General features: G+C 71.3%; 21 protein-coding genes and 2 pseudogenes. 16 read left to right on the top strand and 7 right to left on the bottom strand.

The genetic code is table 11. The features are described from left to right. Positions 1-186 precede the first annotated feature (186 nt). Both C7M71_RS31730 and C7M71_RS13135 read left to right on the top strand, forming a co-directional pair. Positions 187-373 (top strand): annotated as a pseudogene (locus C7M71_RS31730) (PIN domain-containing protein); the annotation flags it as partial. 311 nt (positions 374-684) lie between these two features. Then, positions 685-1032, top strand: a complete 348-nt coding sequence (locus C7M71_RS13135; RefSeq protein WP_229758698.1) for a cupin domain-containing protein — start codon at positions 685-687, stop codon at positions 1030-1032. A gap of 37 nt (positions 1033-1069) precedes the next feature. On the opposite strand, the gene C7M71_RS13130 is transcribed toward C7M71_RS13135, so the two are convergent. Further along, entirely contained in the window at positions 1070-1741 is a 672-nt protein-coding gene (locus C7M71_RS13130; protein WP_111489930.1) for a type 1 periplasmic-binding domain-containing protein, read from the bottom strand. A 319-nt stretch (positions 1742-2060) separates the two neighbouring features. Here C7M71_RS13130 and C7M71_RS13125 point away from each other — a divergent pair, with 319 nt between their 5' ends. From C7M71_RS13125 to C7M71_RS13110, 4 genes are all read left to right on the top strand, one after another. Beyond that, complete coding sequence (locus C7M71_RS13125; protein ID WP_229758697.1) at positions 2061-3122, top strand: HupE/UreJ family protein; 1062 nt, start codon at positions 2061-2063, stop codon at positions 3120-3122. Positions 3123-3248: 126 nt separating this feature from the next. Then, positions 3249-5228, top strand: coding sequence for a fibronectin type III domain-containing protein (locus C7M71_RS13120; protein ID WP_111489928.1), 1980 nt, complete (start codon positions 3249-3251; stop codon positions 5226-5228). Between the two features lie 84 nt (positions 5229-5312). Next, positions 5313-6395 (top strand): WxL protein peptidoglycan domain-containing protein, encoded by a 1083-nt coding sequence (locus C7M71_RS13115; protein WP_111489927.1) that lies wholly within the window; start codon positions 5313-5315, stop codon positions 6393-6395. Positions 6396-6634: 239 nt separating this feature from the next. Next, on the top strand, positions 6635-8743 hold the full coding sequence (locus C7M71_RS13110; RefSeq protein WP_175607678.1) for a restriction endonuclease: 2109 nt from the start codon (positions 6635-6637) through the stop codon (positions 8741-8743). Positions 8744-9007: 264 nt separating this feature from the next. Here C7M71_RS13110 and C7M71_RS13105 read toward each other — a convergent pair whose 3' ends face one another. Then, positions 9008-12172, bottom strand: a complete 3165-nt coding sequence (locus C7M71_RS13105) for an AfsR/SARP family transcriptional regulator (protein WP_162824236.1) — start codon at positions 12170-12172, stop codon at positions 9008-9010. A 296-nt stretch (positions 12173-12468) separates the two neighbouring features. On the opposite strand from C7M71_RS13105, the gene C7M71_RS13100 reads away from it, so the two are divergent. Both C7M71_RS13100 and C7M71_RS13095 read left to right on the top strand, forming a co-directional pair. Continuing rightward, entirely contained in the window at positions 12469-13689 is a 1221-nt protein-coding gene (locus C7M71_RS13100) for a hypothetical protein (protein WP_162824235.1), read from the top strand. After that, positions 13686-14318 carry a hypothetical protein gene (locus C7M71_RS13095; protein ID WP_162824234.1) on the top strand — a complete coding sequence of 211 codons (633 nt, stop codon included), beginning with the start codon at positions 13686-13688 and terminating at the stop codon, positions 14316-14318. Before C7M71_RS13100 ends, C7M71_RS13095 begins: the two co-directional genes overlap by 4 nt. 60 nt (positions 14319-14378) lie before the next feature. Here the strand turns inward: C7M71_RS13095 and C7M71_RS32595 are convergent, their stop codons facing one another. Next, on the bottom strand, positions 14379-16559 hold the full coding sequence (locus tag C7M71_RS32595) for an ATP-binding protein (protein ID WP_111489923.1): 2181 nt from the start codon (positions 16557-16559) through the stop codon (positions 14379-14381). 292 nt (positions 16560-16851) lie between these two features. Here C7M71_RS32595 and C7M71_RS13085 point away from each other — a divergent pair, with 292 nt between their 5' ends. Next, positions 16852-17268 (top strand): hypothetical protein, encoded by a 417-nt coding sequence (locus C7M71_RS13085; RefSeq protein WP_111489922.1) that lies wholly within the window; start codon positions 16852-16854, stop codon positions 17266-17268. A 335-nt stretch (positions 17269-17603) separates the two neighbouring features. Here the strand turns inward: C7M71_RS13085 and C7M71_RS13080 are convergent, their stop codons facing one another. Continuing rightward, positions 17604-18110: a DUF5994 family protein gene (locus tag C7M71_RS13080; RefSeq protein ID WP_407675894.1), complete on the bottom strand. Its 507-nt coding sequence runs from the start codon at positions 18108-18110 to the stop codon at positions 17604-17606. Between the two features lie 272 nt (positions 18111-18382). Here C7M71_RS13080 and C7M71_RS13075 point away from each other — a divergent pair, with 272 nt between their 5' ends. Both C7M71_RS13075 and C7M71_RS31050 read left to right on the top strand, forming a co-directional pair. Next, positions 18383-18739: a PRC-barrel domain-containing protein gene (locus C7M71_RS13075; RefSeq protein ID WP_111489921.1), complete on the top strand. Its 357-nt coding sequence runs from the start codon at positions 18383-18385 to the stop codon at positions 18737-18739. Between the two features lie 49 nt (positions 18740-18788). Continuing rightward, positions 18789-18956 (top strand): hypothetical protein, encoded by a 168-nt coding sequence (locus C7M71_RS31050; RefSeq protein ID WP_175607677.1) that lies wholly within the window; start codon positions 18789-18791, stop codon positions 18954-18956. Between the two features lie 31 nt (positions 18957-18987). Here C7M71_RS31050 and C7M71_RS13070 read toward each other — a convergent pair whose 3' ends face one another. From C7M71_RS13070 to C7M71_RS30640, 3 genes and pseudogenes are all read right to left on the bottom strand, one after another. Then, complete coding sequence (locus tag C7M71_RS13070; RefSeq protein ID WP_111489920.1) at positions 18988-19962, bottom strand: magnesium transporter CorA family protein; 975 nt, start codon at positions 19960-19962, stop codon at positions 18988-18990. A gap of 114 nt (positions 19963-20076) precedes the next feature. Beyond that, positions 20077-20301 (bottom strand): annotated as a pseudogene (locus C7M71_RS13065) (SCO5918 family protein); the annotation flags it as partial. A 183-nt stretch (positions 20302-20484) separates the two neighbouring features. Continuing rightward, a complete protein-coding gene (locus C7M71_RS30640; RefSeq protein ID WP_162824069.1) occupies positions 20485-21084 on the bottom strand; it encodes a hypothetical protein in 600 nt (199 codons plus the stop codon). 294 nt (positions 21085-21378) lie between these two features. Here C7M71_RS30640 and C7M71_RS13050 point away from each other — a divergent pair, with 294 nt between their 5' ends. The 5 genes from C7M71_RS13050 (at position 21379) to C7M71_RS13030 (ending at position 26695) form a co-directional block, all read left to right on the top strand. Beyond that, positions 21379-22788: a family 2B encapsulin nanocompartment shell protein gene (locus C7M71_RS13050; RefSeq protein WP_111489916.1), complete on the top strand. Its 1410-nt coding sequence runs from the start codon at positions 21379-21381 to the stop codon at positions 22786-22788. Positions 22789-22877: 89 nt separating this feature from the next. Next, complete coding sequence (locus C7M71_RS13045) at positions 22878-23918, top strand: family 2 encapsulin nanocompartment cargo protein polyprenyl transferase (protein WP_175607676.1); 1041 nt, start codon at positions 22878-22880, stop codon at positions 23916-23918. 179 nt (positions 23919-24097) lie between these two features. Then, positions 24098-24601, top strand: coding sequence for a SigE family RNA polymerase sigma factor (locus tag C7M71_RS13040; protein WP_111489915.1), 504 nt, complete (start codon positions 24098-24100; stop codon positions 24599-24601). A 92-nt stretch (positions 24602-24693) separates the two neighbouring features. After that, a complete protein-coding gene (locus C7M71_RS13035) occupies positions 24694-25953 on the top strand; it encodes a hypothetical protein (RefSeq protein ID WP_111489914.1) in 1260 nt (419 codons plus the stop codon). A 61-nt stretch (positions 25954-26014) separates the two neighbouring features. Then, positions 26015-26695, top strand: a complete 681-nt coding sequence (locus C7M71_RS13030) for a hypothetical protein (protein WP_114914353.1) — start codon at positions 26015-26017, stop codon at positions 26693-26695. Positions 26696-26741: the final 46 nt, after the last annotated feature.

Raw genomic sequence — 26741 nt, 5'->3', positions numbered from 1 at the left:
TGACATGATCACGAAGTGGAAGAACCAGCGTCAGTCCAGTGCGCCCTGTTCGGTGGTCCTGGGGACGACACGCCTGCCTTGGTGACACCTTGTACTCGGATAATTTGAACAGCCTTGTACGCGGCTGATCCGTTCGAAGAAGAGCAGAACGAAGAGTGGCTGTCTGAGCGGTTGTCGGGGGAGTCTGACCGGGTCCAGGGGCTGCTTACCGACAAAGGGATGCACCGCAGTGCCGGTCCCGTCGACCTTCTCATCGCCGCCACCGCCGAGCTTCAGGGCATCACTCTGCTCCATCGCGACCACGACTTCGACTGCATCGCGGGCGGTCACCGGTCAGGCGATGCAGTGGTACGGGCCCGAGTCCGGAAAGTGACGGGCGGCCTCGGGGAACGGGTCCGGTCTGAGCGGGTTGCGGACGTTGCGCGCATGGGTGGGCGGGCGTCGGTCGCAGCAGTGTGGGTGCGTGTTGGGTTGTTCGGTTGGCGGGTTGGCCGTGCATGGGGCGCAGGTCGGCGTACGCGGCCGCGTCCAGACGGCCGACGAACTCGGAGAGGACCAGCTGGAAGGACATGCCCAGCAGGAAGGTCAGTTCGGCGCTCGCCAGCGGGTCTTCGGTCTCCACGGAGCCATCTTGCGCACCTTGATAAAGCGGCTTTACTCGCGTGAGTAAAGCGGGTTTACATTGTGATCAGTGAGAGTGAGCAGCGCACGACCCGGACCCTCGCGGGCCCCAGCCAGGGCAGTGCGGAGATCAGCACCTGGCGGGTGGAGATCGGCGCGGACGCCTCCGCTCCGGTGCACATCATCGACAAGGAGCAGGTCTGGATGCCGGTCTCGGGCATGTTCGAGGCCGTGGTGGACGGCGATGCCGAGCAGGTGAAGGCTGGTCAGGCCATCGTCCTTCCGGCGGGGAAGGTCCGGCAGCTCACGGCGGTGGGCGGCCCGGCGGTGGCGCTGGTGGCCATGGCTGTGGGTGGCATGGCGATGCTGCCGGGCAGTCAGGACAAGGTTCCGCTTCCCTGGGCCAGGTGACTCCTCGCCCTTCAGGGCCGGCGTCCGACCGGGGCGGTCAGAGGTGGTCGAGCCAGAGCACGATGCCGGTCAGGCCGTTGAGTACGGCCGCGGTGCCCGCTCTGATGGCGGCGTCGCAGCGGGCGGGGGTGAAGGAGTGGGGGTCGTACGTCGAGGACATGCCGAGCCCTTCGCCGCGGAAGGACGCGCCGGACCAGTCGACGGCCGTGACGTTGTGGGTGGGCTCGGCCAGTTCGGCGCCCACGACGAGGAACTGCTGGGAGAGGTGGTTGGCGGTGACCACGGCGAGGGGGTCGATGAGGTCGTTGCCGGCGCTGACGATGAGGTCCGGGCTCATGCTGAGGGCCCGGATGATGTCGGGGAGGGGGTCGGACGGGTTGTCGGCGGCCACCGTTCTGAGGTCGACGTGCTCCTCCGCCGCCCAGCTCTGGACTGCCGCCACCAGAGCCTTGGTCGGGGCGTCGTCGCCTGCGGTGAGCAGGAGTACGCGGTAGTCCTTCGGCGGGTGGACCCCGGTCCAGGAGCCGGGGCGCGGTGTGGCGGTGGCCTCCGGGGCGGGCGGGGAGGAGCGGTCGATGAACCCCGGGCCGAGTGTGCCGATGGCGGTGGGCTTGGGGTGCGGCCGTGACCAGTCGTCGCCGGAGCTGCATCCGGTGACCAGCGCGGCGGCCATGGCCAGCGTGGCAACGGCCCGAAGCGGGGGGCGCAAGGCGATCGTCCTCCGAGTGGTGGCTGATGGTGCGCCTCCATCCTGCTCTCCCGATTCCTGCCGACTCCCTCCATGGCCGCCGTTCTCGGATTTGTTCCTGCGGGGTTCGCCGATGTGCCGGGTCGTGTTCACCCATGGCCTGCACCGTGCACGGGAAACCTGAAGGAGCCACATGTCATACCGGGTCCGCTGCACCATCGTCGCGATCACTGCGGCGGTGATCGCTTTCCTGAGCGCCGGGCAGCCGGCACTCGCCCATGGGTTCTCATCGACCGTATATGTCCATGTCACCGCAGGCGACAGAGGTCATATACGGACGATGCTGGAGCTTGAGTACGACCTCTTTGTCGTCTCCGCCGCCGACTTCGAGCACGACGATCCCCTCTTCCAGGCGGGGAACGCCGCCTTCGAGGCCGAGGACACCACCGCACAGGCGGCGGCGCTCAACGCCCATCCGGAGTCGGCCGCGAAGTACGTCACCGAGCGCTTCTCGGTCACCTCGGCCGGCCAGGCGTGCACGCCGACCCGGGTCGGCGACTTCACGATGGGCCGGCGGGAGGGGGTGCCGTACGCCGATCTGCTGCTCGACTGGTCCTGTCCTGAGCGGGGCGACGATCACCAGGTACGCAGCACGCTGTTTCCGGACGGCGAGCGCTATGTCTCCGGGACCAAGACGATCGTCACCTATGAGATCGACGGCCGCTCGGGCAGTGCCGCGCTCGACGCCGCCCATCCGTCCTTCTCGACCGGGCAGTCGTGGTACGAGCGGTTCTGGGAGTTCTTCCGCCTGGGTACCGAGCATCTGCTGACCGGGATCGACCACATCCTCTTCCTGCTGGCGCTTATCGCCGGGTCGCGGCGGCTGCGCGAGATCGTGCTCGCGGCCACGAGTTTCACCCTGGCGCACTCGGTGACGTTCATGCTCGCCGCCCTGGGCCTGGTCGATGTGCCGGCGAGGGTGGTGGAGCCCGTCATCGCGCTGTCGATCGCCGTGGTGGCCGGCTGGTACCTGTGGCGGGTCTGGCGGCGCGGCGACCATGCCACCGACCTTGAGACGGTGGGAAGCAGCCACTTCAGCCTGGACCGCGCGGGCTGGACCCGCCTCGGGGTGGTGTTCTGCTTCGGCCTGGTGCACGGCCTGGGCTTCGCGGGCGCGCTGGGGATCGATCAGGCGTGGTCGTGGACCCTGCTCTGGTCCCTGCTGGTCTTCAACGTCGGCATCGAGGCCGTGCAACTGGCGCTCATCGCCGCCGTCTTCCCCCTGCTGATGGTGTTGCGGCGCCGTGCGCCGACGGCCGGTCTCTGGGTGACCGGTGCGCTCTCCGCGGGCGTGGCCGTCATGGGGTTGGTGTGGTTTGTGCAACGGGTGTCCGGGTCCTGAGGCCGACGCAGGTCTCTTGGGATGTTCAGCTCGCCACAAGATCGCATTTTCGTTCGGTTAACCGAGCGACGAGACCTTGAGGATCCCCATTCCATGCACCCCCGTGCACAAAGGAACGAAGACCAAATGAGATCGAGCACTTCGACGCAGGCCCCCGGGCCTGTGAGGCGCCGCGTGGCCACCGGGGCCGCAGGGGCATTCCTGGGCCTGGCCGTGGCCCTCGGCAGTGGCCTGGCGACCCCCGCCCTGGCCGCCGAGCCCGCCGCGCTCACCGGCATCATCCTCGGCGTGGGCGCCGACGAGTCCCAGCGCACCGTGACGTGGTACTCCTCCGCCGACACCGCGCAGAAGATCCAGCTCGCCCCGACCGCAGAGCTGGTCAACGGTGAGTTCCCGGCCGGCGCCGCCACCTTCGACGCCATCGGCGGGGCGAACATCGCCACCAGCGGCGGCTTCAACCGCCATGCGACGATCACCGGCCTGAAGGAGCACGCGGCGTACTCCTACCGCGTCGGCTCCGAGGGCAACTGGTCTCAGACGTACGCCTTCAAGACGCAGGACTTCGAGGGCGACTACGACTTCCTGTTCTTCGGCGACCCGCAGATCGGCTCGTCCGGCAACCTGGCCAAGGACCAGGCCGGCTGGCAGGACACCCTGGATGTCGCCCTCGGCGCCAACCCGGACTCCGAGCTGCTGGTGTCGGGCGGCGACCAGGTCGAGACCGCCAACACCGAGTCCCAGTGGTCCGCCTTCCTCGCACCCGACAAGCTGCGTCAGTACCCGTGGGCCGCCACCATCGGCAACCACGACGTCGGCGGCAAGGCGTACGAGCAGCACCTCTTCACCCCGAACACCGACCGCTCGGCGCCGCTGTACTCCAACGGCAACCCGGGTTCCAACACGTCCGGTGGAAACTACTGGTTCATCCACAAGGACGTGCTGTTCATCGACATCAACAGCAACAGCTACGCCACCTCGCAGGGTGGCGGCGGTGACGCGGCGCATGTCGCCTACGTGACCGACGTCATCAACAAGCACGGCTCCGAGGCCAAGTGGAAGGTGCTCGTCTTCCACCACGCGATCTACTCGCCGGCCAGCCACGCCAAGGACTCCGACAACAAGGCGCGCCGGGTCGACTTCCCGACCGCCTTCTCCAAGCTCGGCGTCGACCTGGTGCTCCAGGGCCACGACCACGCCTACTCCCGTAGCTACCTGATCAAGAACGGTCAGAAGGCGAACGCGGATGAGCAGCCCGGTGCAGCCGATGTGTACCCCGGCCCCGGCGGCGTCCTCTATGTGACGGCGAACTCCGCCTCGGGCTCGAAGTACTACGACATCACCACCCCGGACAACAGCGGCACCAGCGGCGCCGGCAACGGTGCCGACCCGCTGAAGCCGAGCAACTACTGGTACAACTCGGTCCAGGACCAGGAGCACGTCCGCAGCTACGTCAAGGTCCAGGTGCGCAACGACAAGCTCGTCGTCGAGAACCTGCGCAGCGGCACCTGCGCGGCTCCGAACGCGTCCGTGGAGCTCGGCCAGGTCTCCTGCAAGAACACCCCCGCCGGGCAGCCGGTCGGCTCGGTCGTCGACAAGGTCTCCGTGCACCCGTACCACGGCAGCGGACAGGACCTCCAGGTCAATGTGCCCAACGCCGCCCCGGGTGAGTTCGGCTGGACGATCGACGGCTACAACGGCCTGGTGGACCTCGGCACCGCCAAGGACCACAACGGCGAGTACTTCGAGGCGACCGGCAAGATCAACCCGATCTCCGTGACGGACAGCCGCCGCTCGCACGCCCCCTGGTCGATCTCCGCCAGCGTGAGTGACTTCAAGGACGCCGACAAGGCGTTCTCCGGCGCCTACCTCGGCTGGACGCCGCAGGTGGTCGAGGACGGCGCGGGCGCCAAGGCCAGCGGTTCCGTGGCCTCCGCCTACGACGACCAGGGCAAGGGCCTCTCCGTCTCGCGCGGCCTCGGTTGGGCCGACCAGGGCCACGCCAAGGGCGCGGCCAAGCTCGGCGCCGACCTGGATCTGAAGATCCCGGACAGCGTCGAGAAGGGCGCCTACCGCGCCACCCTCACGATCACTGCGCTGAGCAGCTGACCGTACCCGTTTCACCTGTTCCACCGGGCGGGGTAGGCACCTTCCGGTGTCCTACCCCGCCTTTCGCGCCAGGAGAACCCCGAGATGCACCCGCCCGCAACGCGCCGGAAGACCACCGTCACCGCCCTTGTCCGCACCGCCGCCCTGGCCCTGCTCATGGCCTTCGCGATCACCGGCCTGGGGGCCGGCCCCGCGCTGGCCGCCGCCGACGGCGACGTCACCTGGACGGTCAGGACGGCCGCGAACGGGTACGGCGCCGACCGGTCCAGCTTCAGCCACGGCGTGAACCCCGGTGGACAGGTCAAGGACGCCATGGTCGTCGCCAACCACGGCACCGCTCCGCTTGAACTCGCGGTCTACGCCGCCGACGGCTTCACGACCGACATGGGCCAACTCGACCTGCTCCCCAGGGGCAAGAAGTCCGTCGGAGTCGGCGCCTGGGTCCACGCCGACCGCGACCGGGTCGTGGTCCAGCCCGGCAAGTCCGTCGAGGTCCCCTTCACCATCACCGTTCCGGGCAACGCCACACCCGGCGACTACGTGGGCGGCATCCTCACCTCCCTGACGCAGCCCGACGACGCCGAGGGCATCAATGTGGACCGGCGCCTCGGCATCCGGGTCAAGCTCCAGGTCAGCGGCGCGCTCAAGCCGAACCTCGCGATCGAGGACCTCCACGTGCGCTACGCCGGGTCGTTCAACCCGTTCGCCAAGGGAGACGCCACCGTCACCTACACGATCCACAACACCGGCAACGCCATCCTGTCGGCCCAGCAGACGGTGTCGCTCTCCGGCCCGTTCGGGTGGCTGCGGACCGAGGCGGGCCGTATCGCCCCGCCGCCGGAGCTGCTCCCGGGCGAGAGCTGGAAGGTGACGGTGCCGGTGCACGGCGTGGCGCCCGGCGTCAGCCTGGCCGCGACCGCGACCCTCACGCCCCAGCTCACCGACGCATCCGGCTCCACCACCTTGCTGAAGCCGGTCCAGGCGACGACGCACGGCTGGGCCGTCCCATGGACGCTGCTGCTGCTGGTCGTCGTCCTGATCGCGGTCGTCGTCGGGGCGCTGGTGCTCGCGCGCCGCAACCGCGCACGGCGCAAGCTGCGTGAGGACAGCCGGGTACGGGACGCCGTACAGCAGGCGCTGCGCGAGCGGACGACGCAGCAGAGCTGACCGCCCGCCCGCGCCGACGGGTGTGCCGCGCCGCGCGGTGACGCACGGCGCCGATGCGAAGGCGGGTGGTCGGAAACGTTGCCGACGTGGTCGGGCAACGGGCTGAAGCGGGCGCGGGGCAGCCGATATGGTCGCGTGGACACTGTTGGTTGCCCCGCCCCCGCGCCGTTTCCGCGTGGCGTTTCCGCGCGTCGTTTCCGGGAGGGCGGGAGGCGTCCCCGAGAGGAACCCACAGCCGAATGAGCCGCCGCTCCACCGGGCTGATAGCCACCTGGGCCGAGATCCAGCGCCAGCAGCAGCGACAGCAGGAGGCGCAGCATCGGGCCCGGCTCCAGCAGCAGCGCGAGTCGGAGCGTCAGCAGCGGGCGGCCGAGCGGGCCGCAGCGCGGAGCCAGCGGGAGCAGCAGGCCGCCTACCGGCAGCGGCGTGAGGCCGATGCCCAGCGGCGCACCGAGGAACTCGACGCCCGGGTCGAGATGCTCAAGGGCCTGCTGACGGCGGGGTGCGACGCCCCGGGGTTCAGCACCGCCGCGCTGGCCCGGCCGGAGCACGTCGAACCGTTTGCGCCCGGGGCGCTCGCCGACCCGATCCCCATGCCGGACCCGGGTGCCTACCAGCCCCAGCAGCAGGGCGGTTGGGGGTTCGGGGCCAAGCGGCAGGCGCAGGAGGAGGCGCGTGCCCGGTTCGAGTACGACTGGCAGGCCGCGCAGGCTGCCGAGGCGCAGCGAAGGCACCGACTCGACGCCTACTGGCGGCAGTACCAGCAGTGGGCGGAGCAGCAGCTCGCGGCGATCCGCGAGCACAACGCGGGCATCGCGGGCCTGGTGGCAACGCTGCGCCGGGGTGATCCGGATGCGGTGGTGGAGTACTTCTCGGCGGCGCTCTACGCCTCGGAGGGGTGGCCCGAGGGGTTCCCGCGCCAGGTCTCCGCCTCGTTCGACCCCGGGGCCCGGCAGCTGGTGCTCAACTGGGAGCTGCCCGGGTACGGGATCGTGCCGGAGGTCTCGGCGGTGCGGTACATGCCCGGCGCCGACCGGGAGAAGGAGACCCGGCGGCCGGTGAGCGAGCGCCGGGCGCTGTACCGCGATGTGCTGGCCCAGTCCATGCTGCTGGCGCTGCGCGACCTCTTTGCGGCCGACCGGTTCGGCACGCTGGACTCGGTGGCGTTGAACGGGTTCGTGGACGACACCGATCCGGCGACGGGTCGGCAGACGCAGACCTTCCTGGCCACCGTGATGGTGGCGCGTACGGAGTTCGACAAGCTGAACCTGGCTCAGGTGAGCGCCGCCGACTGCCTGGTGGACGGGTTGCGCGGCCGGCTGTCGCAGAGCCCGGACCGGCGCGTCGCGGTACGGCCCGGCAGAGTGCCCGCCGAGGTCGGTCGGAGCGTGGTGTCGCACGGGGCCGACCAGGAGCCGGACCTGTACGAGATGGACCCGATCGAGTTCGAGGAACTGGTCGCGGAGCTGTTCCGGGCCATGGGGATGCAGGCGGTGACCACCCAGCGGTCCGGCGACGGCGGGGTGGATGTGGATGCGCTGGACCCCGATCCGATCCGGGGCGGCAGGATCGTGGTGCAGGCCAAGCGGTACCGCGACACCGTGCCGCCGACCGCCGTACGGGACCTGTACGGCACGGTTCAGGACGTCGGCGCCAACAAGGGCGTCCTGATCACCACCTCCGCCTTCGGCCCCGGCTCGCACCGCTTCGCCGACGGGAAGCCGCTGACCCTGGTGTCCGGCGGGGAACTGGTGGACCTGCTGCACCGGCACGGGCTGGGCGGCCGGCTTGGCTCCACCCCGCAGACGCAGACGCAGACGCAGGCTCAGGCTCAGGCGGGGTCCGGTGCCGATGGGGAGCCGGACGAGGCGAATGTGCTGGGCATGTCGTGGTCCGGCAGCGTGGAGCTGGATGTGTGCGCCCTGGTCTGCGAGGGGAGCCGAGTGGTCAGCGAGGAGCACTTCGTCTTCTACAACAACCCGTCCACTCCGGACGGCAGTGTGCGGATGGTGCCGGGCAGCGGTCCGGACAAGGCCGCGATCCGGGTGGCCTTCGACCGGCTCCCCGGCAGCGCCGACCGGCTGGTGCTCGTCGCCGCGACCGACCCCGAGGCCGACCCGGACGCGGACCTGTCCGGGTTCACCGACGCGCGTATCCGGCTGTCGGACGCCTCCGGTACGGAGATCGACCGGTTGGACGTCTCCGATGGCCGCCCCCGGGAGACGGCCCTGGTACTGGGCTCCTTCCGCAGGCGGGCCAGCGGGGAGTGGCAGTTTGTGATCGGCGGCAAGGGGTATCCGGGCGGGCTGGCCGACCTGATCGAGGAGTACGGCGTCGAGGTCTCCTAGCAGGCCCCGAGCGGGAGGGGCCCGGGGGCACCGCCGGGCGGGACACGGGAGCCTGCGCGGCGGCTGGGATCCGTCGAACAATGCAGGTCAGAGAGTCTAGCGCACCCTGGGCTTCTTGATCGCCGAGATTCCCAGGGGCCCTGCTCGGGGCTACGGTGACGATCACAAGTGTCACCAGGACGTCCACGCGATCATCGAACAGCAGGGGTACACTCCGTGCGCTCTCCCAGGCCCTGGTCGGCCGTGATCAAGTTTCTTCTGGTTCTAGGCCTCATGTGGGGCAGCATTTTCCCCAGTTCCAGTAATTCCCAGCTCGGTCAGGTGGCCGCGGACCACCTCGGCGTCCGGCACGTCGAGCTCTTGGTAGAGCATGAGGGCCCGTAACCAGAACCGCCGTGCGGCGGTGGTCCGGCGAAGGGCCACCGCCGTCTGTGCCAGACCGCCCCATGCCTCCGCGGTCTCGAAGATCGCGTCCATCCGCCGGGCGATCCGCAGTGCCTCGTGGTCCGCCGCCAGCGCCTCCTTGTACTGCCCGGATGCCCGCCGGGTCGCCGCGATGCCGAGCAGGGCCTTCTGTCGGGTGAGTCGGCTGTCGATCCGCAGGGCGATGCGCTCGGCCATGGTGAAGTGGATCAGGGCGTCCGCGTTCCGCCCCAGCTTCTGGTAGGTCAGGCCGATGCTGATCAGGGAGTCGCTCTCCGAGCGGGGGTCGTTGAGGGCCCGGAAGAGGTCCACTGCCTTGCGGGAGTATCCGAGGGCCCGGAAGGGCTCCCCGGTCTCGCGGTAGAAGTTCCCGTAGCTGTCGTAGACGTTGCCCAGTTCCTGCATGCCGCCGACGCGACGCACCAGCGCCATCGCCTGGTCGTAGTGGCTCCGGGCCACCTGGTGCCGACCGAGTCGGCTGTAGCTGTCCCCCATGTTGTTCAGAGCCCACATCTGACCGTACTTGTCGCCAATCTCCAGTTCCAGGACGAGCATGGACCGGAACTGCTCCAGCGCCTCATGGAACCGGCCGGCCCGCGACAGCGCGATGCCCTTGAGGTTCCGCACCTCCGCCTCGCCCCGCCGGTTGCCGGTCTCCCGGTGTAGCAGCAGGGCCTCCTCCAGGCTGAGCAGTACTTCCCGGGGGCGGCCGGAGACGAGGCGGGCGCGGCCGACCTGGTAGAGCGCCTCGGCCTGGCCGCGCGGGTCCTGGGCGGCACGGCTGAGCCGCAGTGCATCCAGCCCGCAGCGCAGCGCCCCGTCGTGTACGCCCAAGGTCCAGAGCATGGAGGCGCGCTCCACCAGGATCTGCGCTCGGGCGGCCTGGTCGCCATCCTCGCCCCAGGCCCCGAGCGCGGCCTGGTGCAGACCGTCCGCGACCTGCCATGCGCCCCAGCTGTAGAACGCCTTGGCCAGCACATGGGGGATCAGCCGGGCATGCGTCGGCGAGTGCGCCGCGGCGGTGCGGGAGACGGCCAGCAGATTGGAGCGCTCGACGTCCATCCAGGCGCCCGCCTCGTCCGCGTCCGTGAAGGCGGGCCGCGCTGCGGGAGGGTTCTCCGGCCGGATGTCCAGCCTTCGGCGGAGCGGGTGGACCAGCCGGTCGGCGTCGTCGGCGACGGCCAGGTAGTAATCCAGCAGCCGCAGCATCGCCGCGTGCCGCTCCGCCTCCGCGTCGTCACGTCTGCTGACCCGCAGCGCGAAGTCCCGGATCAGGCCGTGGAAGCAGTAGCGGTCGCGGAGCAGCTCCTCCATGAAGTGACACTCCGTCAACTCGTCCAGGCTGCGTCGGACGTCGGAGGGGCTTCTCCCGTCGAGCGCGGTGGCGCTGTACAGCGTCAGGTCGGGACCGGGATGCAGGGCCAGCAGCCGGAAGAGCCGCTGCTCGGCCGCACCGAGTTCGCTGTAGGAGAGCTCGAAGGATCCGGCGACCCCCGGCAGGGTGTCCAGTTCGCCGGGCTGGCCGGGCGACTGCCGCAGCCGGTCCACCAGATCGTCCACATCCCAGGCGTCCCGGTGGCGGAAGCGGTTGGCCATCAACTGGACAGCCAGCGGATGGCGTCCGCAGAGATCGACCGCCTGGCGCACGCTCTCCGGGTCGGAGATCCGGGACGCGCCCACGATGCGGGTGAACAGCTCGACCGCTTCGGCCGCCGCCGGTACATCGAGCGACAGCGGCTCGGCGCCCTCCAAGTCGGCGAGCCGGTGCCGACTGGTGATGAACACCCGGCAGTGGGGCGTGCCGGGTAGCAGCGGGCGGATCTGTGCGGTGTCGCGTACGTCGTCGAGTACCAGCAGGGCGCGGCTGCCCGCCATCCGGTCGCGCCACAGCGAGGCCCGTCCGTCCAGGTCGGCAGGCAGGGTCCCGGGCGGGGTGCCCACCAGCGTCAGCAGCAGGGCGAGCGCATCGGAGGGCTCGCGGGGAGCCTGCCTGCTGTAGGCGTGCAGGTCCAGGTGGATCAGGCCGTGCGGGTAGCGGTCGCGCAGCAGGTGGGCCGCGCGGATGGCCAAGGTGGTCTTGCCTACTCCCGGCATGCCGTGGATCACGGTCACCGGGAGGGAGGTCGTGTCGGACGGGGGCTCTGCGAGGAGGACCTCCAGCTCCGCCCGGCGTCCGGTGAAGTCAGGGAGGTCACGCGGCAGGTTGTCGGGGGCTCGCGAGGCCCGGCCGGGGGCGTGGTCGGTCGGCTCGGGGACGGCCAGGGCGGGGTCGCGGCGCAGGATCCGCTGGTGGAGGTGGTTCAACTCGGGCCTGGGATCGAGGCCGAGTTCGTCCCGCAGCCGCGCTCGGGCGTCCCGGTAGGCGGTGAGCGACTCGGCGTGCCGACCGCTGCGGTACAGCGCCAGCATCAGGTCCATGACCATCGGCTCGGGAACCGGCCGGGCAGCTGCCAACTCGCTGAGTTCGCCGATGAGTTCGGCGTGCCGCCCGAGGTCGAGCTCCAGCCGGATGCGCTGCTCGCGGGCCGCGCGATGCTCCTCGCCCAGCCGACTGCGCAGGCCGGTGGCCCAGACGCTGTCGAACCCGGAGAGCGCATCCCCGCGCCACAGCGCTTGGGCGTCCCGCAGCAGTTCCACGGCCCGCTCGGGATCGCCTGCCGCAGCCGTGGCGCGGCCCTGCCGGTGCAGCCGCCGAAACCGTTGCAGGTCCACCGCCTCGGGGTCGGTACGAAGCCGGTAGGTGCGTGCGGAGAAGTCCAGCCGTACGCCGTCTCCCGCTGCGGCCCGCAGCCGGTTGCGCAGCCGGGAGACATAACTCTGCAGGGTGTCCGGCCCGCTGGGCGGCGGATTGCCGTCCCAGACCCGTTCCAGCAGGGCGTCCACGGTGACCGGCGACTCCGCCGCACAGATCAGGACAGCCAGGACTGCGCGCTCCTTGGCCGAACCCAGTCGGATCTGCCGGCCGTCGACCCACACTTCGAGCGGTCCCAACAGTCGGAACTCCACCAGCGGACCCTCCTCCGCGCCGGTTGTTCCTGACATTTGTTGATCGATTTCGTTCGTGTGTATCGCGCTATCAGTCGAGTTTGGCATGTTCTGTCAATCAGGGGCAGAGGGCCCTGCAGCCCGACTGCAGGCGTTCTGCAAGCGGGGCGTCCAGCGGCGTGGGCATCTTTGAGTCATCGGCCGTCGGGCACGAGGCCGACACGATGGCCCGCCGCGCGGCTGACCGGTTCAGCACGGGCGGGCACGGAAAACCGGGGGTTGGATTGAGTCCTACGTGGGATGTCAGCTGGCGGCAGGTGCCGGTGCGACTGGACGCCGAACGCTGGGCGACGAGGCCGGGATGCAGGACGGTCCTGACCGTCGTCCACACGGTGACCACCGGGCAGCGGCTGCTCGACACCATCCGCCTGCTGGAGGGGGACCTGCGCGTGCAGGTGGTCTTCACGATGGCTCCGGACGTCTTCAGCAACGGTGTACCGGAGTTCCTCGCCGGGCTCAGAGGGGTGGTGGTGCCGTGGGAGCAGGCGGTGGAGACCCGCTTCGACCTCGCGCTGGCCGCCGGGTACGAAGGAATCCACCAACTGCACGCTCCGGTGGTCGTACTGCCGCACGGCGCCGGCTACAACAAGGTCGTCGTCGACGGCCACCGCCCACGCGCGGCGCAGGACAGCGGTGCCTACGGCCTCAGCCGCCAGTGGCTGATCCGCGACAGTGCGGTGGTCCCGGCGGCAATCGCGCTCTCGCACCGCGAGGAGTTGGTCAGGCTCGGGCATGCCTGCCCGGAGGCGACGTCGGTGGCCTCCGTGGTCGGCGACTTCCGCTATGACCGCATCCGGGCCAGCATGCCGCTCCGCGCCGTGTACCGCGTGGCGCTGGGCGCCAAGACCAGCCAGCGACTTGTGGTGGTGACCTCCACCTGGGGGCCCAAGTCGCTGCTGGCGCGGAACTCGGAGCTGCTGGAGCGCCTGGTTGCCGAGCTGCCCAGGGACGAGTACCGGGTCGCTCTGCTTCTGCACCCCAACGCCTGGAACGCCCACGGGGAGTGGCAGATTCGGGCCTGGCTGGCCAGGCTGCGCCGGGCGGGCCTCGCGCTGGTGACCCAGCATGCCGACTGGTGCGGAGTCCTGGTGGCCGCCGACCACATCATCGGCGACCACGGTTCGATGACGCTGTACGGCACGGTGGCCGGTGCATCCGTCCTGCTGGCCACCTACCCCGATACGGGAGTCGACCCGGGGTCCCCGATGGCGGAACTGGGATCACTGGCGCCCCGGCTCAACCTCGACCGGCCGCTGGCACGGCAGCTCGCCGGGAACTCCCGCACTCAGCGGCACGACGACTTCGCACGTGTCGCCGCCCGGATCTCCTCCGAGCCGGGACGCTTCGCCCGCAATATGCGGACGCTCATGTACCGCAAGCTCCGGCTTCGGGCGCCAAGGCAACACTTCCCCGAGGTCGAGCCGGCGGACCCGCCTGTACTGGTGCAGGCACAGATCGAGGAGAGCGCGGCATCATGACACGGCTCCCAGGATCCAGCGCGGCTGCGGCTGTGGCCGCGGTCTCCCGGGTGCACGCGGCGAGGGGCCTGGCGGCAGCCCTGCTGCCGGACGGCGGGGGACCGGTCCGTGCCTGGGCCGTCCTCCGACCCACCGGTGTCACCGTCGGCCACGCGGTACCGGCCAGCACGGCCGCATGGCCGGCTGATCGCCCGGGCCCGGTGCTCGATCGGCATCTGCGGGCCCGGGCAAGCAGCCCGCACCCGTGGCCGCAGCTGGCCGACGTGCTGGTCGACATCACCGGCTCCCAGCGCGGCCGGAGGCCCGCCGCCCGGGCGGTGGACGACCTCGCCCGCCGCCACCCGGGTGCACTCGTGGTGGCCGCCGTCGACGGACCGCGCCACTGCACCCTCCGGCTCGGCACCGCCGCCCCGCTGACCCTGGACGCCATATCGGCCGCACCGGCCGCACCGGCCGCATCGGCCGCACCGGCCTGTGCGCGGAGGCGCTGGGAGGCGCTGGCCTCGCTGATCCACGCCTGGCTGGCGGCCGGTCTGCCTCCGCATGCCCTGGCCCCCGCGGTTGTCCAGCCGCTCCGGCCTGCGGCATCGGGGTGGCCGGGAGAGCGGATCCTGCTCCGGCGGACGTAGCAGCCCGACCCCGCCCCGACGGGGACCTGAGGTCTGCTCCGGTGACGGACCGGGCAGACCTCAGGTCCCCTCGGCCGCCGGGGGCCCGCCGAGCCGTTCGATACGGGCCCGCGTGGACTCCGCCGCAGGGACCCGCAGGGCGTCGTAGAGGCGGACGGCCTCCTGGTAGCGGGTGCGGGCGACCTCCGGCAGCCCGCGACGCTCTGCCACCTCCCCCAGCGCCTCCAACGCCCGGGCCACCTCATGCCGCGCCGCCAGCTGCGACAGGTCGGCACAGGCCCGGTCAAGGTGGCCCTCGGCTGCGTCATACCGGCCGAGGGCCAGCTGCGCCCGACCGAGGAGCACGGTGGCCCGGGCGGCGTTGTAGGGGTCCTGCTGCTCCAGCAGGATCTCGCGGGCGGCCGAGGCATGGGCATCGGCGTCCCGGTAGCGGTCGGTGGCGATGGCGACCTCGGCCAGGTTCAGGCGTGCGAGACCGCAGGCCCGTGCATCGCCGTACCGAGAGCACTCCGCCACCGCCTGCTCGAAGCAGCGGGCTGCCTCCGCCAGTCGGCCGAGCCCCTGGTAGGCCAGACCTCGGTAGTTGAAGGTACGGGCGAACCCGAGGCCGTCCCCCGTATCCCGCAGGATGGCTGCGGCGCGGGAGAACTTCTCCAACGCGTCGGCATGACCGCCGGTGTCCAGTTCGCCGATTCCTCCGGAGGTGAGCATCCGCGCCTCGGCCGCCGGGTCACCGCACGCCTGCGCGGCGGCCAGCCCCTCCTCGTGGGCGGCCCGCCAGTCCTCGTGGTATTTCCGCCGGATGAACAACGGCCACATGGCGTCGACCAATTGCCAGGCGGTGGCCGGGAAGCCGGCCCGCCGGGCGCACCGTACTGCGGCCATCAGGTTGAGGCGCTCGACCTCCAGCCACTTCAGCGCGCCGGGACCGTCGTCCCCGAAGTCCTCGGCGGCCACCGGCCCAGGGCCGAGGTCACGGGGGAGCGAACGGTGATGAGGTTCAAGGATCTCCTCGGCGCGGGTGGCGGTGGCGAGGTAGTGGTCGAGGATGCGGCGCAGGGCCGCCGCGCGTACGTCCGGTGTGTCCTGCTCCGCCTGCGCGGCGGCGTGCAGCCGCACCAGATCGTGGAAGCGGTATCGGTCGCCGCCCTCGTCGGAGAGCAGGCTGGCGTCGATCAGGAGGTCGAGCGACGCCGTCGCATCCCCGTCTCCCGGGCCGGAGCCGGCCAGCACCGCAGTGGCCACGCCGCTCCGGAAGTCCGTACCCGGATGCAGTCCGAGCCGGCGGTAGAGCAGGGCGGCATGGTCGGGCAGTCCCCGGTAGGAGAGATCGAGCGTTGCCCGGACCGCGTGATCGCCTCGAATGGCCAGGACATCCAGCCGACCCCGTTCCTCCGTCAGTGCCCGCACCATCGTGGTGATCGCGTGCTGCGGCCGGGCTGCCAGGCGCGCTCCCGCGACACGGACCGCGAGCGGTAGTCCGGCGCAGAGGTCGACGAGGGCCCGTGCCTCGGTCGGCTCCCGGCCGACCCGGTCGTCGTCCAGCGTGGAGGCCAGCAACTCGACAGCGTCCTCCAGCTCCATCGGCTCCAGGTGCAGTGTGGAGAAGCCGTCGACGGACAGGCCCGGCAGCCGCCAGCGGCTCGTCACCACCGCCACGGTGTGACCGCTCGGCAGTAACGGCCTGACCTGGGCGGCGCTGACGGCGTCGTCCAGCAGGACGACCATCCGGCGATCCGCGGTCAGTGACCGGTACAGCCCCACCCGCTCGTGGGGTGTCCTGGGGATGCGCTCGGGCGGTACGCCCAGCGCACGCAGAAAGCCGCCCAGAACCTGGTCGGGGTCGGCAGGGCTCTCCGGACTCTGGGCGCCGAGGTCCGCGTACAACTGGCCGTCGGGGAAGCGGGAGCGGTTGCCGTGCAGCCACGACAGCGCCAGGACGGTCTTGCCCACCCCTCCGAGCCCGCTCACCACGATCAGCGCGGGGCTGCCCCGCTGCTCGGCCTGGGCCCGCAGATGCTCCAGCGCGGCGAGTTCCGCGACCCGGCCGGCGATCTCGACTGCGGGCGGAAGCTGCCACGGCGCTCGGTCGTCGCGCGGCTCGGCCCTACCGCCGAAATGGATCCCCCCATAGACCGCCCCGGCCTGGAGGCTGGGTCCAAGTACCGTCCCGCCGAGATCATTGCGGATCTGTCGGCCGTGGATCGGTCCTCCGCCGCAACCCGAATCCGAACCGTGCATGCGTCCCCCCGTCACCCGATCGCCCCATACCCGCCGTCGACAGGATTCGCTCGCTTTGCGGCAGGAGTTGCCCCGGTCCCTATGAGTTCTTTCCGGAGTCAGCAGCCCCCACACAGGGCCTGATCGGTACGGCCGTATGGTGGCACATGCCAAAGGCCTATGCCACGAACATGGCGAAGGAACACGGCGCGTCACAGCGCCGCCGAGAACTCCCGGTCAGGGGAGGTCTTCTGGAGTCCGGATGCAACCCCTACCGTGGTGCCGTAGGTCGTGGCAGCGTCAGGGGGACTGTATGGAAACCGAGTTGGCGGCTTTGGCGGTATCGGGGGCGACGACCCTGGTGGGGCTGATGGCCGGCGATGCGTGGACCTCGGCAAAGGCCCGCATCACGGCACTGCTCGGGCGTGGCCGACCGGGACGGGGTGACTCCGTCGCGGATGAGCTGGAGGAATCGCAGCGCGAACTGCTTGCCGCTCGGGACAGCGGAGATGAGTCGTCCGTCGCCGATATCGAGGCGATGTGGCGGCTGCGGATCCGCCAGTTGCTCAGGGAGGAGCCGGAGGCAGCGGACGAGGTGCGGGCTCTGATCGCCGAGGCCTCCGGTGCCACGAGGCCCACCACGACCGTGCAGAACACCATCAGCGGTGGGGGCTTCCGCAGCCAGGTCATCCAGACCGGCGCGATCAACGGTGACCTCAACTTCGGTTGAGACCGAACAGCGCCGGATGCGGCCGGTCAGCCTTCCCGGTGGGATTCCGCGTGGTCGTAGGCGCGGGTCCGCCTCCGTGACCGGAGGACCCTTTTGATCAGGGAAGCGACGGCTGCGATTCCGCTCTTCACCCAGTCGAGAGTATGGCTGCGCGCCCGGGAAGGCGCCGGACCTGAGTCACATTCGAGCTGCGGAGGCCGCGTCGAGGAGCGGTCAGGGTGCTGGGCGGCCGGGGGGTCGGCCGTCGGTGTGGGCGTTGCGGAGGTGGATGACCAGGACGGCGAGGGCGATCAGTGCGAGGAGGACCACCACGGTGATGAGTGTGCCCATGGTGCTCACGCCCTCGCGGCCGACCGGGGAAGGGCGGTCGGGCTGCCGGTCTGCGGGTCTCCGGCGGCCTCGTCGGCCATCAGGGCGCTCGCGGTGGAGGTGTTGCGGGGGTCGGCTGCGGCGGCCATCAGCCGGGCGGCCGCGGCGGGGTCCGTCTCGGGCGGGACCACGAGGAGGTCCCAGCGGCCGACGGTGTAGGAGAGCAGCAGCAGGTCGTGGGCGTCCTGCTCGTCGAACCACCCCACGTGCACCAGGTGTCCGGCGACGGGCACCTTGCGCGGCACGGTGGGCCAGAACCGGGGGTTCACGGTGACGCGGGTGATCCGCCCCCAGAGGTGGTCCAGGGTGGCGGTCAGGGCGAGGAGTTCGGTGGGGAGGTCGCGGGAGCGGGGCCACCAGGCGCCGTCCAGGGGGCCGGGGTGCCTGTCCGCAGGGGTCACGGAGAGTCGGGCCGGCATCGGGAGGAGCTGCCCGTGGGGGGTGGCCGGTGCTCGGTCGGTGTTCACGGTCATGGCGTAGCGCCTGCCCCCGAGCCGCGAGAGCGGGCTCGGCGTTGTTGCTCGCCGGGAACGACGTGGGCGTGGAGGCCGACGTACGAGGTGCTTCCGGTGGTTTCACACTACTCCGGCGGGGACGGGCCCGGCACCGCTCCGGGGGCTCCGGACGGCGTGAGGTCCGGGACGAGGACCGGTAACGAGGACCGGTGCGAGGTCTTCGGGGGCCGGAGGGGGCTCAGCGACGCGTACGGGGGTAGGCGACCGGAGCGGAGGAGAGGAGCGAAGCGATGTTCGAGCCCGAGGACATCCGGGACTGGCGTGGCCACGATGTGCTGGACCTGGACGGCCACAAGATCGGAGCGCTGGAGTCCGTCTATGTGGACACCGGCACCGACCGGCCCGCGTTCGCGACCGTCATGGTCGGTCTGCCGACCCGGCACCGGTTGGTCTTCGTGCCCCTCGTCGGGGCCAGGGTGGGGCCGAAGTACCTGAAGGTCGCCTATGACCGGCGCACGGTGAAGGACGCCCCCTCGATCGAAACGGACGGAGAACTGCCGGTCGGCGAGGAGGAGGGGGTCTTCGCGCACTACTCCCTCGCCTACCAGCCCGGAGGCGGGGGCGAACGGCGGCTAGCGCGCCGCTGAGGCGCGGGAGACCGGAGATAGCGGGAGACCGGAGATATCGGAGGCCGAGATGGCGCTGTTCCTGCTGCTGATCCTGGTGGCGGTGGCCCTGGGCATCATCGGTGCGGTGGTGAAGGGGCTGTTCTATCTGCTGATCATCGGAGTGGTCGTGCTCATCGTGGACCTGGTCCTGGCGGGGCTGCGGTTCCAGCGGAGTCGGCAGAGCCCCGGCCGCTGAGCCGTCGGGGCAACCGGGCCGGGTGGCCCGGTCAGAGCCAGTCGCTGCGCTTGAAGACCAGGTACAGCACGACGGAGAGAAGCACGATGGCGGCGCTGGAGGTGATGAACCCCGCCAGATGGCCGAAGCCGGGGTACGGGAGGTTCTGGCCGTAGAAGCCGGTGATGGCGGTGGGCACGGCGATGATCGCGGCCCAGCTGGTCACCTTCTTCATGATCAGGTTCATCCGGTTGGCCTGGATGGACAGATTGGTCTCCATGACCGAGCCCACCATGTCCCGCAGGGACTCGGTCCACTCGGTGACGCGCAGCACATGGTCGTAGACGTCCTGGTAGTACGGCATGAGGGGCTCGCTGACCAGGTGCAGGCCGGGCCGCATCAGCCCGTTGACCACCTCGCGCATCGGCAGCACGACGCGGCGCAGCCCGACCAGCGACTTGCGGAGGCCGAAGGCACGGCGCTGCACGGCCTGGATCTGCTGACGGCCCTGGTCGAAGAGCAGGTCCTCCAGCTCCTCGATGCGGTCGTCGAGTTCCTGTACCGCGTCGAAGTAGCCGTCGACCAGGTGGTCCAGCAGGCCGTGGAGCAGGAATCCGACGCCGTGGTCGGCCAGATCCGGGCTCTGGTCCCAGCGGGCGGCCACGTCCTCGATGGCGAGGCGGTCGTCCATCCGGATGGTGATCAGCGCCTGGCCGGTGATGAAGACGGCGACCTCGCTGGTGATCAGCTCGGTGCTCCCCGGGGCGACGGCCACGGTGTAGGCGCTGAGGAACTCATGGGTCCGGTAGCGGTCCAGCTTGGGGCGCTGCCGCTGGTGCCGGACGTCCTCCAGGGCCAGTTCATGGAGGCCGAACTCCTCGCCGACCATGGCCAGCTCGGCCGCCCCGGGCCGGTAGAGGTCCAGCCACACCACCGAGGACGGGTCGCCGAGGTGGTCGGAGATGTCGCGGACCGGGAAGTCCTCCAGGACCAGGGTGCCGTTGCGGTACAGCCGGGTGCGGGCCATGGTGCGAGATTAGCCAGCCGCCTGCCGATGCAGCGGGTAGCCGGACGGGAGCGCGGGGCCGTCCGCCGCAGGGGCCGCGACGGTCGGCCCTCCGGGTGGCGACGAAGCGGCTCAGCGGCAGGTGAAGCCGAGCTTCCGCAGGGCGCGGGAGACCTCGGCGGCACTGAAGTCGCGCCGGTCCTGCCGGGTGATCACAGCGCCTGCCTGCTTGACGGGGTAGAAGTGGTTGCCGATCCGGACGGATTCGCCCGTGATCGGCTCAGGCTTGACTCCACTGAGGGCGCGCTCCACATCGCCGACATTGAGTTCGAAGGAGTAGCCGGCGATCGTACAGCGCATGGGGACCTCATCGGGGGAGTGGAGGCGGTGCCGGAAACCCCACCCTCTCATGAGAACGGGCGAGGCGCGCTGAGCAGGCCCGTGGCTCTCTGCTCCGGCGGCCCGCCCCTCGGGCGGCGGTGCTGCTGGTGACGATGCGCCGCGACCTCGCTGACCTGCGCGGACGGGCTCCGGGAGCCCGGTTCAGGTGCGCTGCGCCTGGGCCACCTTGGGGGTGGTGGGGGTCCGGGTGGCAGTGCTGCCGAAGGCGAGCAGGGTGGCCGTCCGGCCGGGTTCGAGGTCCCGGACGCCCACCACCGTGCTCTCCACGGTCTTGCCCGAGCTGTCCGTGAAGTCGATCCGGACGGCGTACGAGGCCCTGCTGCCGGAGTGGTTGGTGATCCGCACCGTGGTGGCGGGGCGCCCGCCGGAGGCGGCCGTGGGGACGCCGGTGAGCCGGACGTCGCCGACGGCGTTGCCATGCCCTGGGACCGACTTCAGGGCGGCCGAAGCGGAGGACCGTACGGCGGATGCCTCGGCCGAGACCGACGCCGCGAAGGAGGAGGCCGGTGCCTTGGGGGAGGCGGCGGTGGAGGTGGCGCCCGGGGGCGGGGTACCGGTGGCGGCGGCGGTGGCCGAGGTGACGGCGGACGGCCCGGCGGTGGGCGTACCGGGGGAGCTGCCGCATGCCGAGACGCCGGCCGCGACCCCGGCGGCCGAGAGCAGCATCGCCGCCGCAGCGGCCCGTCGCTGCGGCCGCGCCGCGTCTCGTCGGGGGCTGGTGCGCCGGTCGCTGCTGGTCACCGCGTCACTCCTCGAAGTCGCTCGTGGCCTCGAAGCCGCTCTGGGGCCGATGCGACCAGGCTCGCCGCCCCGGTGGCCCGCCGCGACCGGGGCTGACCCGTACGGGGACTGCGACGCGCTCGGAATTCGAAAGGATGGACATCATTCGATTCTCTGATCGTATTTATCTATGCCCGAGAGGCCGATACGGTGATGTGTTTTCGTTTGCACCCGTTCGTGTGATGGCTTGTTTGCGATCCGATCGTCACCATGGATTCCGCAAGACCTTCATCATCATTCCGGGAGGGGTCTCGAATGTCGGTCGAAACGGGTGCGGAGGCGACGTCGCTCGAAGAGCGGTCGCAGCTGAGCCTGAGCACCGCGGCGGCCAGGAAGCTGGCGTCGACGACCAAGTCCGTGCCGCAGATGCAGGAGATCAGCTCGCGCTGGCTGCTGCGGATGCTGCCGTGGACGCAGGTGACGGGCGGCACCTACCGGGTGAACCGGCGGTTGAGCTACACCGTGGGCGATGGGCGGGTGACCTTCGTCCAGACCGGAGCGCAGGTGACGGTGGTCCCCGCCGAACTGGGCGAGCTGCCGGTGCTGCGCGGTTTCTCCGACGCCGGGGTGCTCCAGGAGCTGGCCGGGCGCTTCGAGCAGCAGGAGGTCGAGGCCGGCGAGGTGCTGGCGGAGGCCGGGCGGCTGGTGGACCGGGTGGTGCTGATCGCCCACGGCAAGGTCGCCAAGACGGGTGACGGTGCCTATGGAGAGGCCACCGCGCTCGGTGTGCTCGCCAACGGCGACCACTTCGGCGGGCATGTGCTGGACGGCGCCGACGAGCGCTGGCAGTACACCGCGAAGGCGACCACGGCGTGCACGCTGCTGACGCTTCCCCGCGCGGAGCTGACGGCGCTGGCGGAGCGCTCGCCGCAGCTGCGCGCCCATCTGGCGGAGGCTGCCGCCGACCGCCCCGCGCGGAACAAATACGGCGAGGCGGCGATCGACCTGTCCGCCGGTCACCGCGGCGAGGTGCAGCTGCCGGGCACCTTCGTGGACTACGAGTCGTCGCCCCGGGAGTACGAACTGAGCGTCGCGCAGACCGTGCTGCGGGTGCACACCAGGGTCGCGGACCTCTACAACCACCCGCACGACCAGGTCGAGCAGCAGTTGCGGCTGACCATCGAGGCGCTGCGCGAGCGCCAGGAGTACGAGCTGGTCAACAACCGCGAGTTCGGCCTGCTGCACAACGCCGACTACGGGCAGCGGATCCATGCGCACTCCGGGCCGCCCACCCCCGACGACATGGACGAGCTGCTGTCGCGGCGGCGCGGGTCCCGGTTCTTCCTGGCCCACCCGCGCGCCATCGCCGCGTTCGGTCGGGAGTGCAACCGCCGAGGGCTCTACCCGGGCAGCGTCGAGCTGCACGGCAATATGGTGCCCTCCTGGCGCGGGGTGCCGATCCTGCCCTGCAACAAGATCCCCATCAGCTCGGCCCGCACCAGCTCCATCCTGGTGCTGCGTACCGGCGAGGACGACCAGGGTGTGATCGGCCTGCACCAGACCGGCATCCCGGACGAGTACCAGCCGAGCCTGTCGGTGCGGTTCATGGGGATCAGCGACCAGGCCCTGATCTCCTACCTGGTCAGCGCCTACTACTCGGCGGCGGTGCTGGTCCCGGACGCCCTCGGCGTCCTGGAGAACGTCCAGATCGCGCAACGCGACTGACACCGTGTCCTGATGATCCGCCGGCGCCGCGGCACCCGCCGCCGCGGCGCCGGCGCACTCCACGACACCGCATCGGAGAGGGAACGGCCATGGGAAGCCGCACGCTGGACCGCGAGAGCGATGAAGCCTCGGAGGTCCTCGCCCGCACCCGCCGGGTGGTGGACCCGGTGCTGCGCGCCGCCGTGCACTCGCTGCCCGGCACGATGCGCCGGATCGCCTCCTACCACTTCGGCTGGGAGGAGGCCGACGGCACACCGGCCCACGGCGACCCGGGGAAGGCGATCCGCCCGGCCCTGGTGCTGGCCGCCGCGCAGGCCCTCGGCGGGTCGGCCGAGCAGGCCGTGCACGCGGCCGCCGCCGTGGAACTGGTGCACAACTTCACCCTGCTCCACGACGATGTCATCGACCGCGACGCCACCCGCCGCCACCGGCCCACCGCCTGGTCGGTCTTCGGCTCCGCCGACGCCATCCTGGCCGGCGACGCCCTGCACGCCCTGGCGCTGCGCATCCTGGCCCGCGACCCGCACCCCGCCGGTGCTGCCGCCGCCGCCCGGCTCGCGGACTGCGTCATCGAGCTGTGCGAGGGCCAGCACGCGGACTGCGCCTTCGAGAAGCGGTCCGATGTCACCCTCGCCGAGTGCCTGGCCATGGCGGAGTCCAAGACCGGGGCCCTGCTCGGGTGCGCCTGCGCGCTGGGCGCCCTGTACGCGGGAGCGGATCCCGAAGCGGCGGACGCCCTGGACGCCTTCGGCCGCCGCACCGGCCTGGCCTTCCAGCTGATCGACGATCTGATCGGGATCTGGGGCGACCCCAAGACCACCGGCAAGCCGGTCGGCTCCGACCTGGCCGCCCGCAAGAAGTCGCTGCCGGTCGTCTCGGCGCTGCGGTCCGGCACCCCCGCCGCAGCCGAACTGGCGGCCCTCTACGCCGCCGGACGGCCGCTGGACGAGGCCGAGCTGCTCCAGGCCGCGTCCGCCGTCGACCGGGCCGGTGGCCGCGACTGGGCCCAGACCGAGGCGTGCGACCGCATGGCCGCCGCCATGGACCACCTCGCCCGCGCCGTCCCCGATCCGGCCGCCGCCGGCGATCTGCTCACCCTCGCCGAGCTGGTCACCCGCCGGAACCGCTGACCTGCCCCGCACACACCGGGTTCCCCCCGGTGTCGCGGGGCTGCGGCCTGCCTGCGGCCTGCCTGCGGGCTCCCCCGGGCCGTCTGCGGACCGGATGAGGATGTCCACAGAATTCATCTGTCACACAACGGGTACCCCAGCGCGTCAATGAGGTGTACGCACCGACGGGGGGAGACCTGATGGCAGGCAAGGCAGCGGACTTCCTGGAGTTCGCATCGACCCGTACCGGTCACCTCTTCAGGTCGGCGTGCCTGCTCACCGGCGGTGACACCCACCTCGCCGAGGACCTGGTCCAGGAGACCCTCGGCCGGATGTACGTGGTCTGGCGCAGGATCTCCCGGATCGACAACCCGGCCGCCTATGCGCAGACCGTCCTGGTGCGGACCTTCCTCTCCCATCAGCGGCGGCGCAGCAGCGGGGAGCGCCCGGTGAGCACCCTGCCGGAGGCAGCAGCGGCCGAGGGGGACGCGGCACTGCGGCTGGCCCTGCTGGACGCCCTCTCCCGGCTCTCCCCCCGCGACCGCGCGGTGCTGATCCTGCGCTACTGGGAGGACCGCTCCATCGAGGAGACCTCGGAGGCGCTGCGCGCCAGCTCGTCCGCGGTCCGCACCCGCAGCACCCGCGCCCTGGGCAGGCTCCGTACCCTCCTCGGCGGCAGCCTGGCCGAGTTCGCCGGCCGCTGACCTCCGCGCGCCCCACGCAACCCCCCGCGCACCGCTGACCCGAAGTTCTCTCTCCCCGGCCCCGATTGACGAAACGGCGGTTCATCATGCCCATGGACGGCTCCTCCTTCGAGGATGAACTCGGTCAGGCCCTGCGTCGCACCGGAGACGCATTCCAGGCGGACAGCCACGCCTTGGTCTCGGCGGGCGTCGCCCGTGGCCGCCGAATCCGGCGGCGGCGCAGAGCGGGGATCGCGGGCGGGGTGACCGCGCTCGCCCTGGTGGGCGTCGGCGGCGCGGTCGTCCCGGGCCTGATGTCGTCCGGCAGCCCCGCGAGTGCGCCCACGGCGGTGGCCTCCTCCGTGCAGGCGGCGGCTTCGACGCCCTCTCGCCCGGCCGGCCGTTCGGTCTCCGACAAGGAGATGGTCCGCCTGCTCCGTGGGCTGCTCCCGAAGGGAAAGGTGTCCGAGACGTCCGGGCGCGGGGTGAGCAGCGACCAGAAGACGCCCTTGGGGGCGTCCGCCCAGGCGGTGTTCGACGACGGACAGGGCGCGGCCCAGGTGGCGGTCCTCCTGAACCGGCAGCCCACTCCCGTCTCCGATGACGACGTGTCCTGCCCCGACAAGGCGCACAACCCCTACGACCAGTGCACCCGGACCCTGCTGCCCGGTGGCCTGGTGCTGGTGGTGGACAAGGGGTACGAGTACGCCGCCCAGCCGGACGGCACCAAGCTGTGGACCGCCACCCTGACCGCCGAGGACGGCCGCCAGATCGCCTTCTCGGAGTGGAACGCCCCTGCGGAGAAGGGCGTCCCGGCCTCCCGACCGGCACCGCCGCTGACGACCGCGCAGATGACCCGGCTGGTCACCTCGGGCGTCTGGGACCGGGTGTTCAAGGCGTTCCCGAGCACGGACAGCGCCCCCACCACGCCCCCGCGCAGCCCCGCCGAGCCGACCAAGCAGGAGATCCTGACCACGCTGAAGCAGCTGCTCCCGGCCGGTCTCAAGGTCTCCGGCGAGGGCGGCCAGGAGACCGGCTACGCGATGCTGACCGTGGACGACGGGCACGGCAGGACCCTGGTGGAGGTCAATGTCCAGCGGTGGCAGCCGGACGACGCTGACTTCGCGGAGCGGTATGCGGGCGGTGGCACCACGCCGGACGGCACCCGCTACACGATCCGGCAGGAAGGCTCCGAGAAGGGCGGGAGCGGCGCGGTCCAGTGGGTGGCCGACACCTTCCGGCCGGACGGCCTGCGGGTCGTCGTGATGGAGCTCAACGCCGCGTCCTATGGCGTGGCCGCCACCCGGGAGACGCCCGCGATCCCGGTGGACCGGCTCAAGGCGATCGCCCTGGACGGTGCCTGGGGGAAGTGACGACCGGCCCCTCGTGCCGGGCCACCACGGGAGTGTCAGAGGCGGCTGGCACAGTGGGGGCATGCCGGAGGTGGAGCGGGGCGCCGTGGAGCGCCTGGTCGTGGTGGACGGAGAGCTGACAGGCCAGCTCGACCTGGTCGAGACGCGCCTGCTGGCGCCGCTCGCCGGGCTGGGCACGGCCGACGCCGGTGCGGCGGCGCCGGCGTCGGCCGAGGTGCTGCCGGGGACGGTGCCGGGGGTGCTGCCAGAGGTGCTGCCGGGGGTGCTGGCGGACCGGGCCGGTGCCCTGGCGGCGCTGCGGCGGCTGCGGGCGGCCGTGTCCGGGGCGGAGGTTCGCGGTCCCCGGGTGTGGGCGCCGAACGGGCGGTGGGAGCACGCCGGGCTCCGCCTGGTGCGACTGCCGGCCGCCGATGTGGACCTGCTCTATGCGGCGCTACGGGAGCTCTCGGCGGCCCTCGCCGCCCCGGCCGCCGCCGGGGGTGGGCTCACGCGGCTGCTGGGCCGGCTGGCGGAGGCCACCGGGGAGACCCCGGCCGCGCTGGTCGGCGCGCTGGCCAGGTCGCTGGCCGCCGTCGACCTGGTGCCGGACGCCGACACCGCCGAGCTGGCCCGTGCCCTGCGCGCGTCGGACGGCGACGACATCCGGCTCACCGCCGAGCAGGAGGAGGCATGGCAGCGCCTGGCACACCGGGTGACCATGCTGCTGACCGAGGCGGTGCCGCTGCACCGCTTCCTGGGCTGAGGCGCCACCGGGGCGCGGCTACCGGGTCCGGCGGGGTTGCGGCTAG

Origin of the sequence: Peterkaempfera bronchialis (assembly GCF_003258605.2) — a bacterium.
In the GTDB taxonomy this organism is placed as follows: Bacteria; Actinomycetota; Actinomycetes; order Streptomycetales; family Streptomycetaceae; genus Peterkaempfera; species Peterkaempfera bronchialis.
Note: the sequence above shows the minus strand (reverse complement) of the source record. Positions and strands in the feature narration are given on the sequence as shown.

Bases quoted from the DNA above. Each gene is read 5' to 3' on its own strand.
- C7M71_RS13085 (WP_111489922.1), top strand. From the start codon at position 16,852: ATGGAAACCGAGTTGGCGGCTTTGGCGGTATCGGGGGCGACGACCCTG.
- C7M71_RS13045 (WP_175607676.1), top strand. From the start codon at position 22,878: ATGGGAAGCCGCACGCTGGACCGCGAGAGCGATGAAGCCTCGGAGGTC.
- C7M71_RS31050 (WP_175607677.1), top strand. From the start codon at position 18,789: ATGGCGCTGTTCCTGCTGCTGATCCTGGTGGCGGTGGCCCTGGGCATC.
- C7M71_RS13070 (WP_111489920.1), bottom strand. From the start codon at position 19,962: ATGGCCCGCACCCGGCTGTACCGCAACGGCACCCTGGTCCTGGAGGAC.
- C7M71_RS13125 (WP_229758697.1), top strand. From the start codon at position 2,061: ATGCTGGAGCTTGAGTACGACCTCTTTGTCGTCTCCGCCGCCGACTTC.
- C7M71_RS13110 (WP_175607678.1), top strand. From the start codon at position 6,635: ATGAGCCGCCGCTCCACCGGGCTGATAGCCACCTGGGCCGAGATCCAG.
- C7M71_RS13035 (WP_111489914.1), top strand. From the start codon at position 24,694: ATGGACGGCTCCTCCTTCGAGGATGAACTCGGTCAGGCCCTGCGTCGC.
- C7M71_RS13095 (WP_162824234.1), top strand. From the start codon at position 13,686: ATGACACGGCTCCCAGGATCCAGCGCGGCTGCGGCTGTGGCCGCGGTC.
- C7M71_RS13075 (WP_111489921.1), top strand. From the start codon at position 18,383: ATGTTCGAGCCCGAGGACATCCGGGACTGGCGTGGCCACGATGTGCTG.
- C7M71_RS32595 (WP_111489923.1), bottom strand. From the start codon at position 16,559: ATGCACGGTTCGGATTCGGGTTGCGGCGGAGGACCGATCCACGGCCGA.
- C7M71_RS13120 (WP_111489928.1), top strand. From the start codon at position 3,249: ATGAGATCGAGCACTTCGACGCAGGCCCCCGGGCCTGTGAGGCGCCGC.
- C7M71_RS13040 (WP_111489915.1), top strand. From the start codon at position 24,098: ATGGCAGGCAAGGCAGCGGACTTCCTGGAGTTCGCATCGACCCGTACC.
- C7M71_RS13050 (WP_111489916.1), top strand. From the start codon at position 21,379: ATGTCGGTCGAAACGGGTGCGGAGGCGACGTCGCTCGAAGAGCGGTCG.
- C7M71_RS13080 (WP_407675894.1), bottom strand. From the start codon at position 18,110: ATGACCGTGAACACCGACCGAGCACCGGCCACCCCCCACGGGCAGCTC.
- C7M71_RS13115 (WP_111489927.1), top strand. From the start codon at position 5,313: ATGCACCCGCCCGCAACGCGCCGGAAGACCACCGTCACCGCCCTTGTC.
- C7M71_RS13030 (WP_114914353.1), top strand. From the start codon at position 26,015: ATGCCGGAGGTGGAGCGGGGCGCCGTGGAGCGCCTGGTCGTGGTGGAC.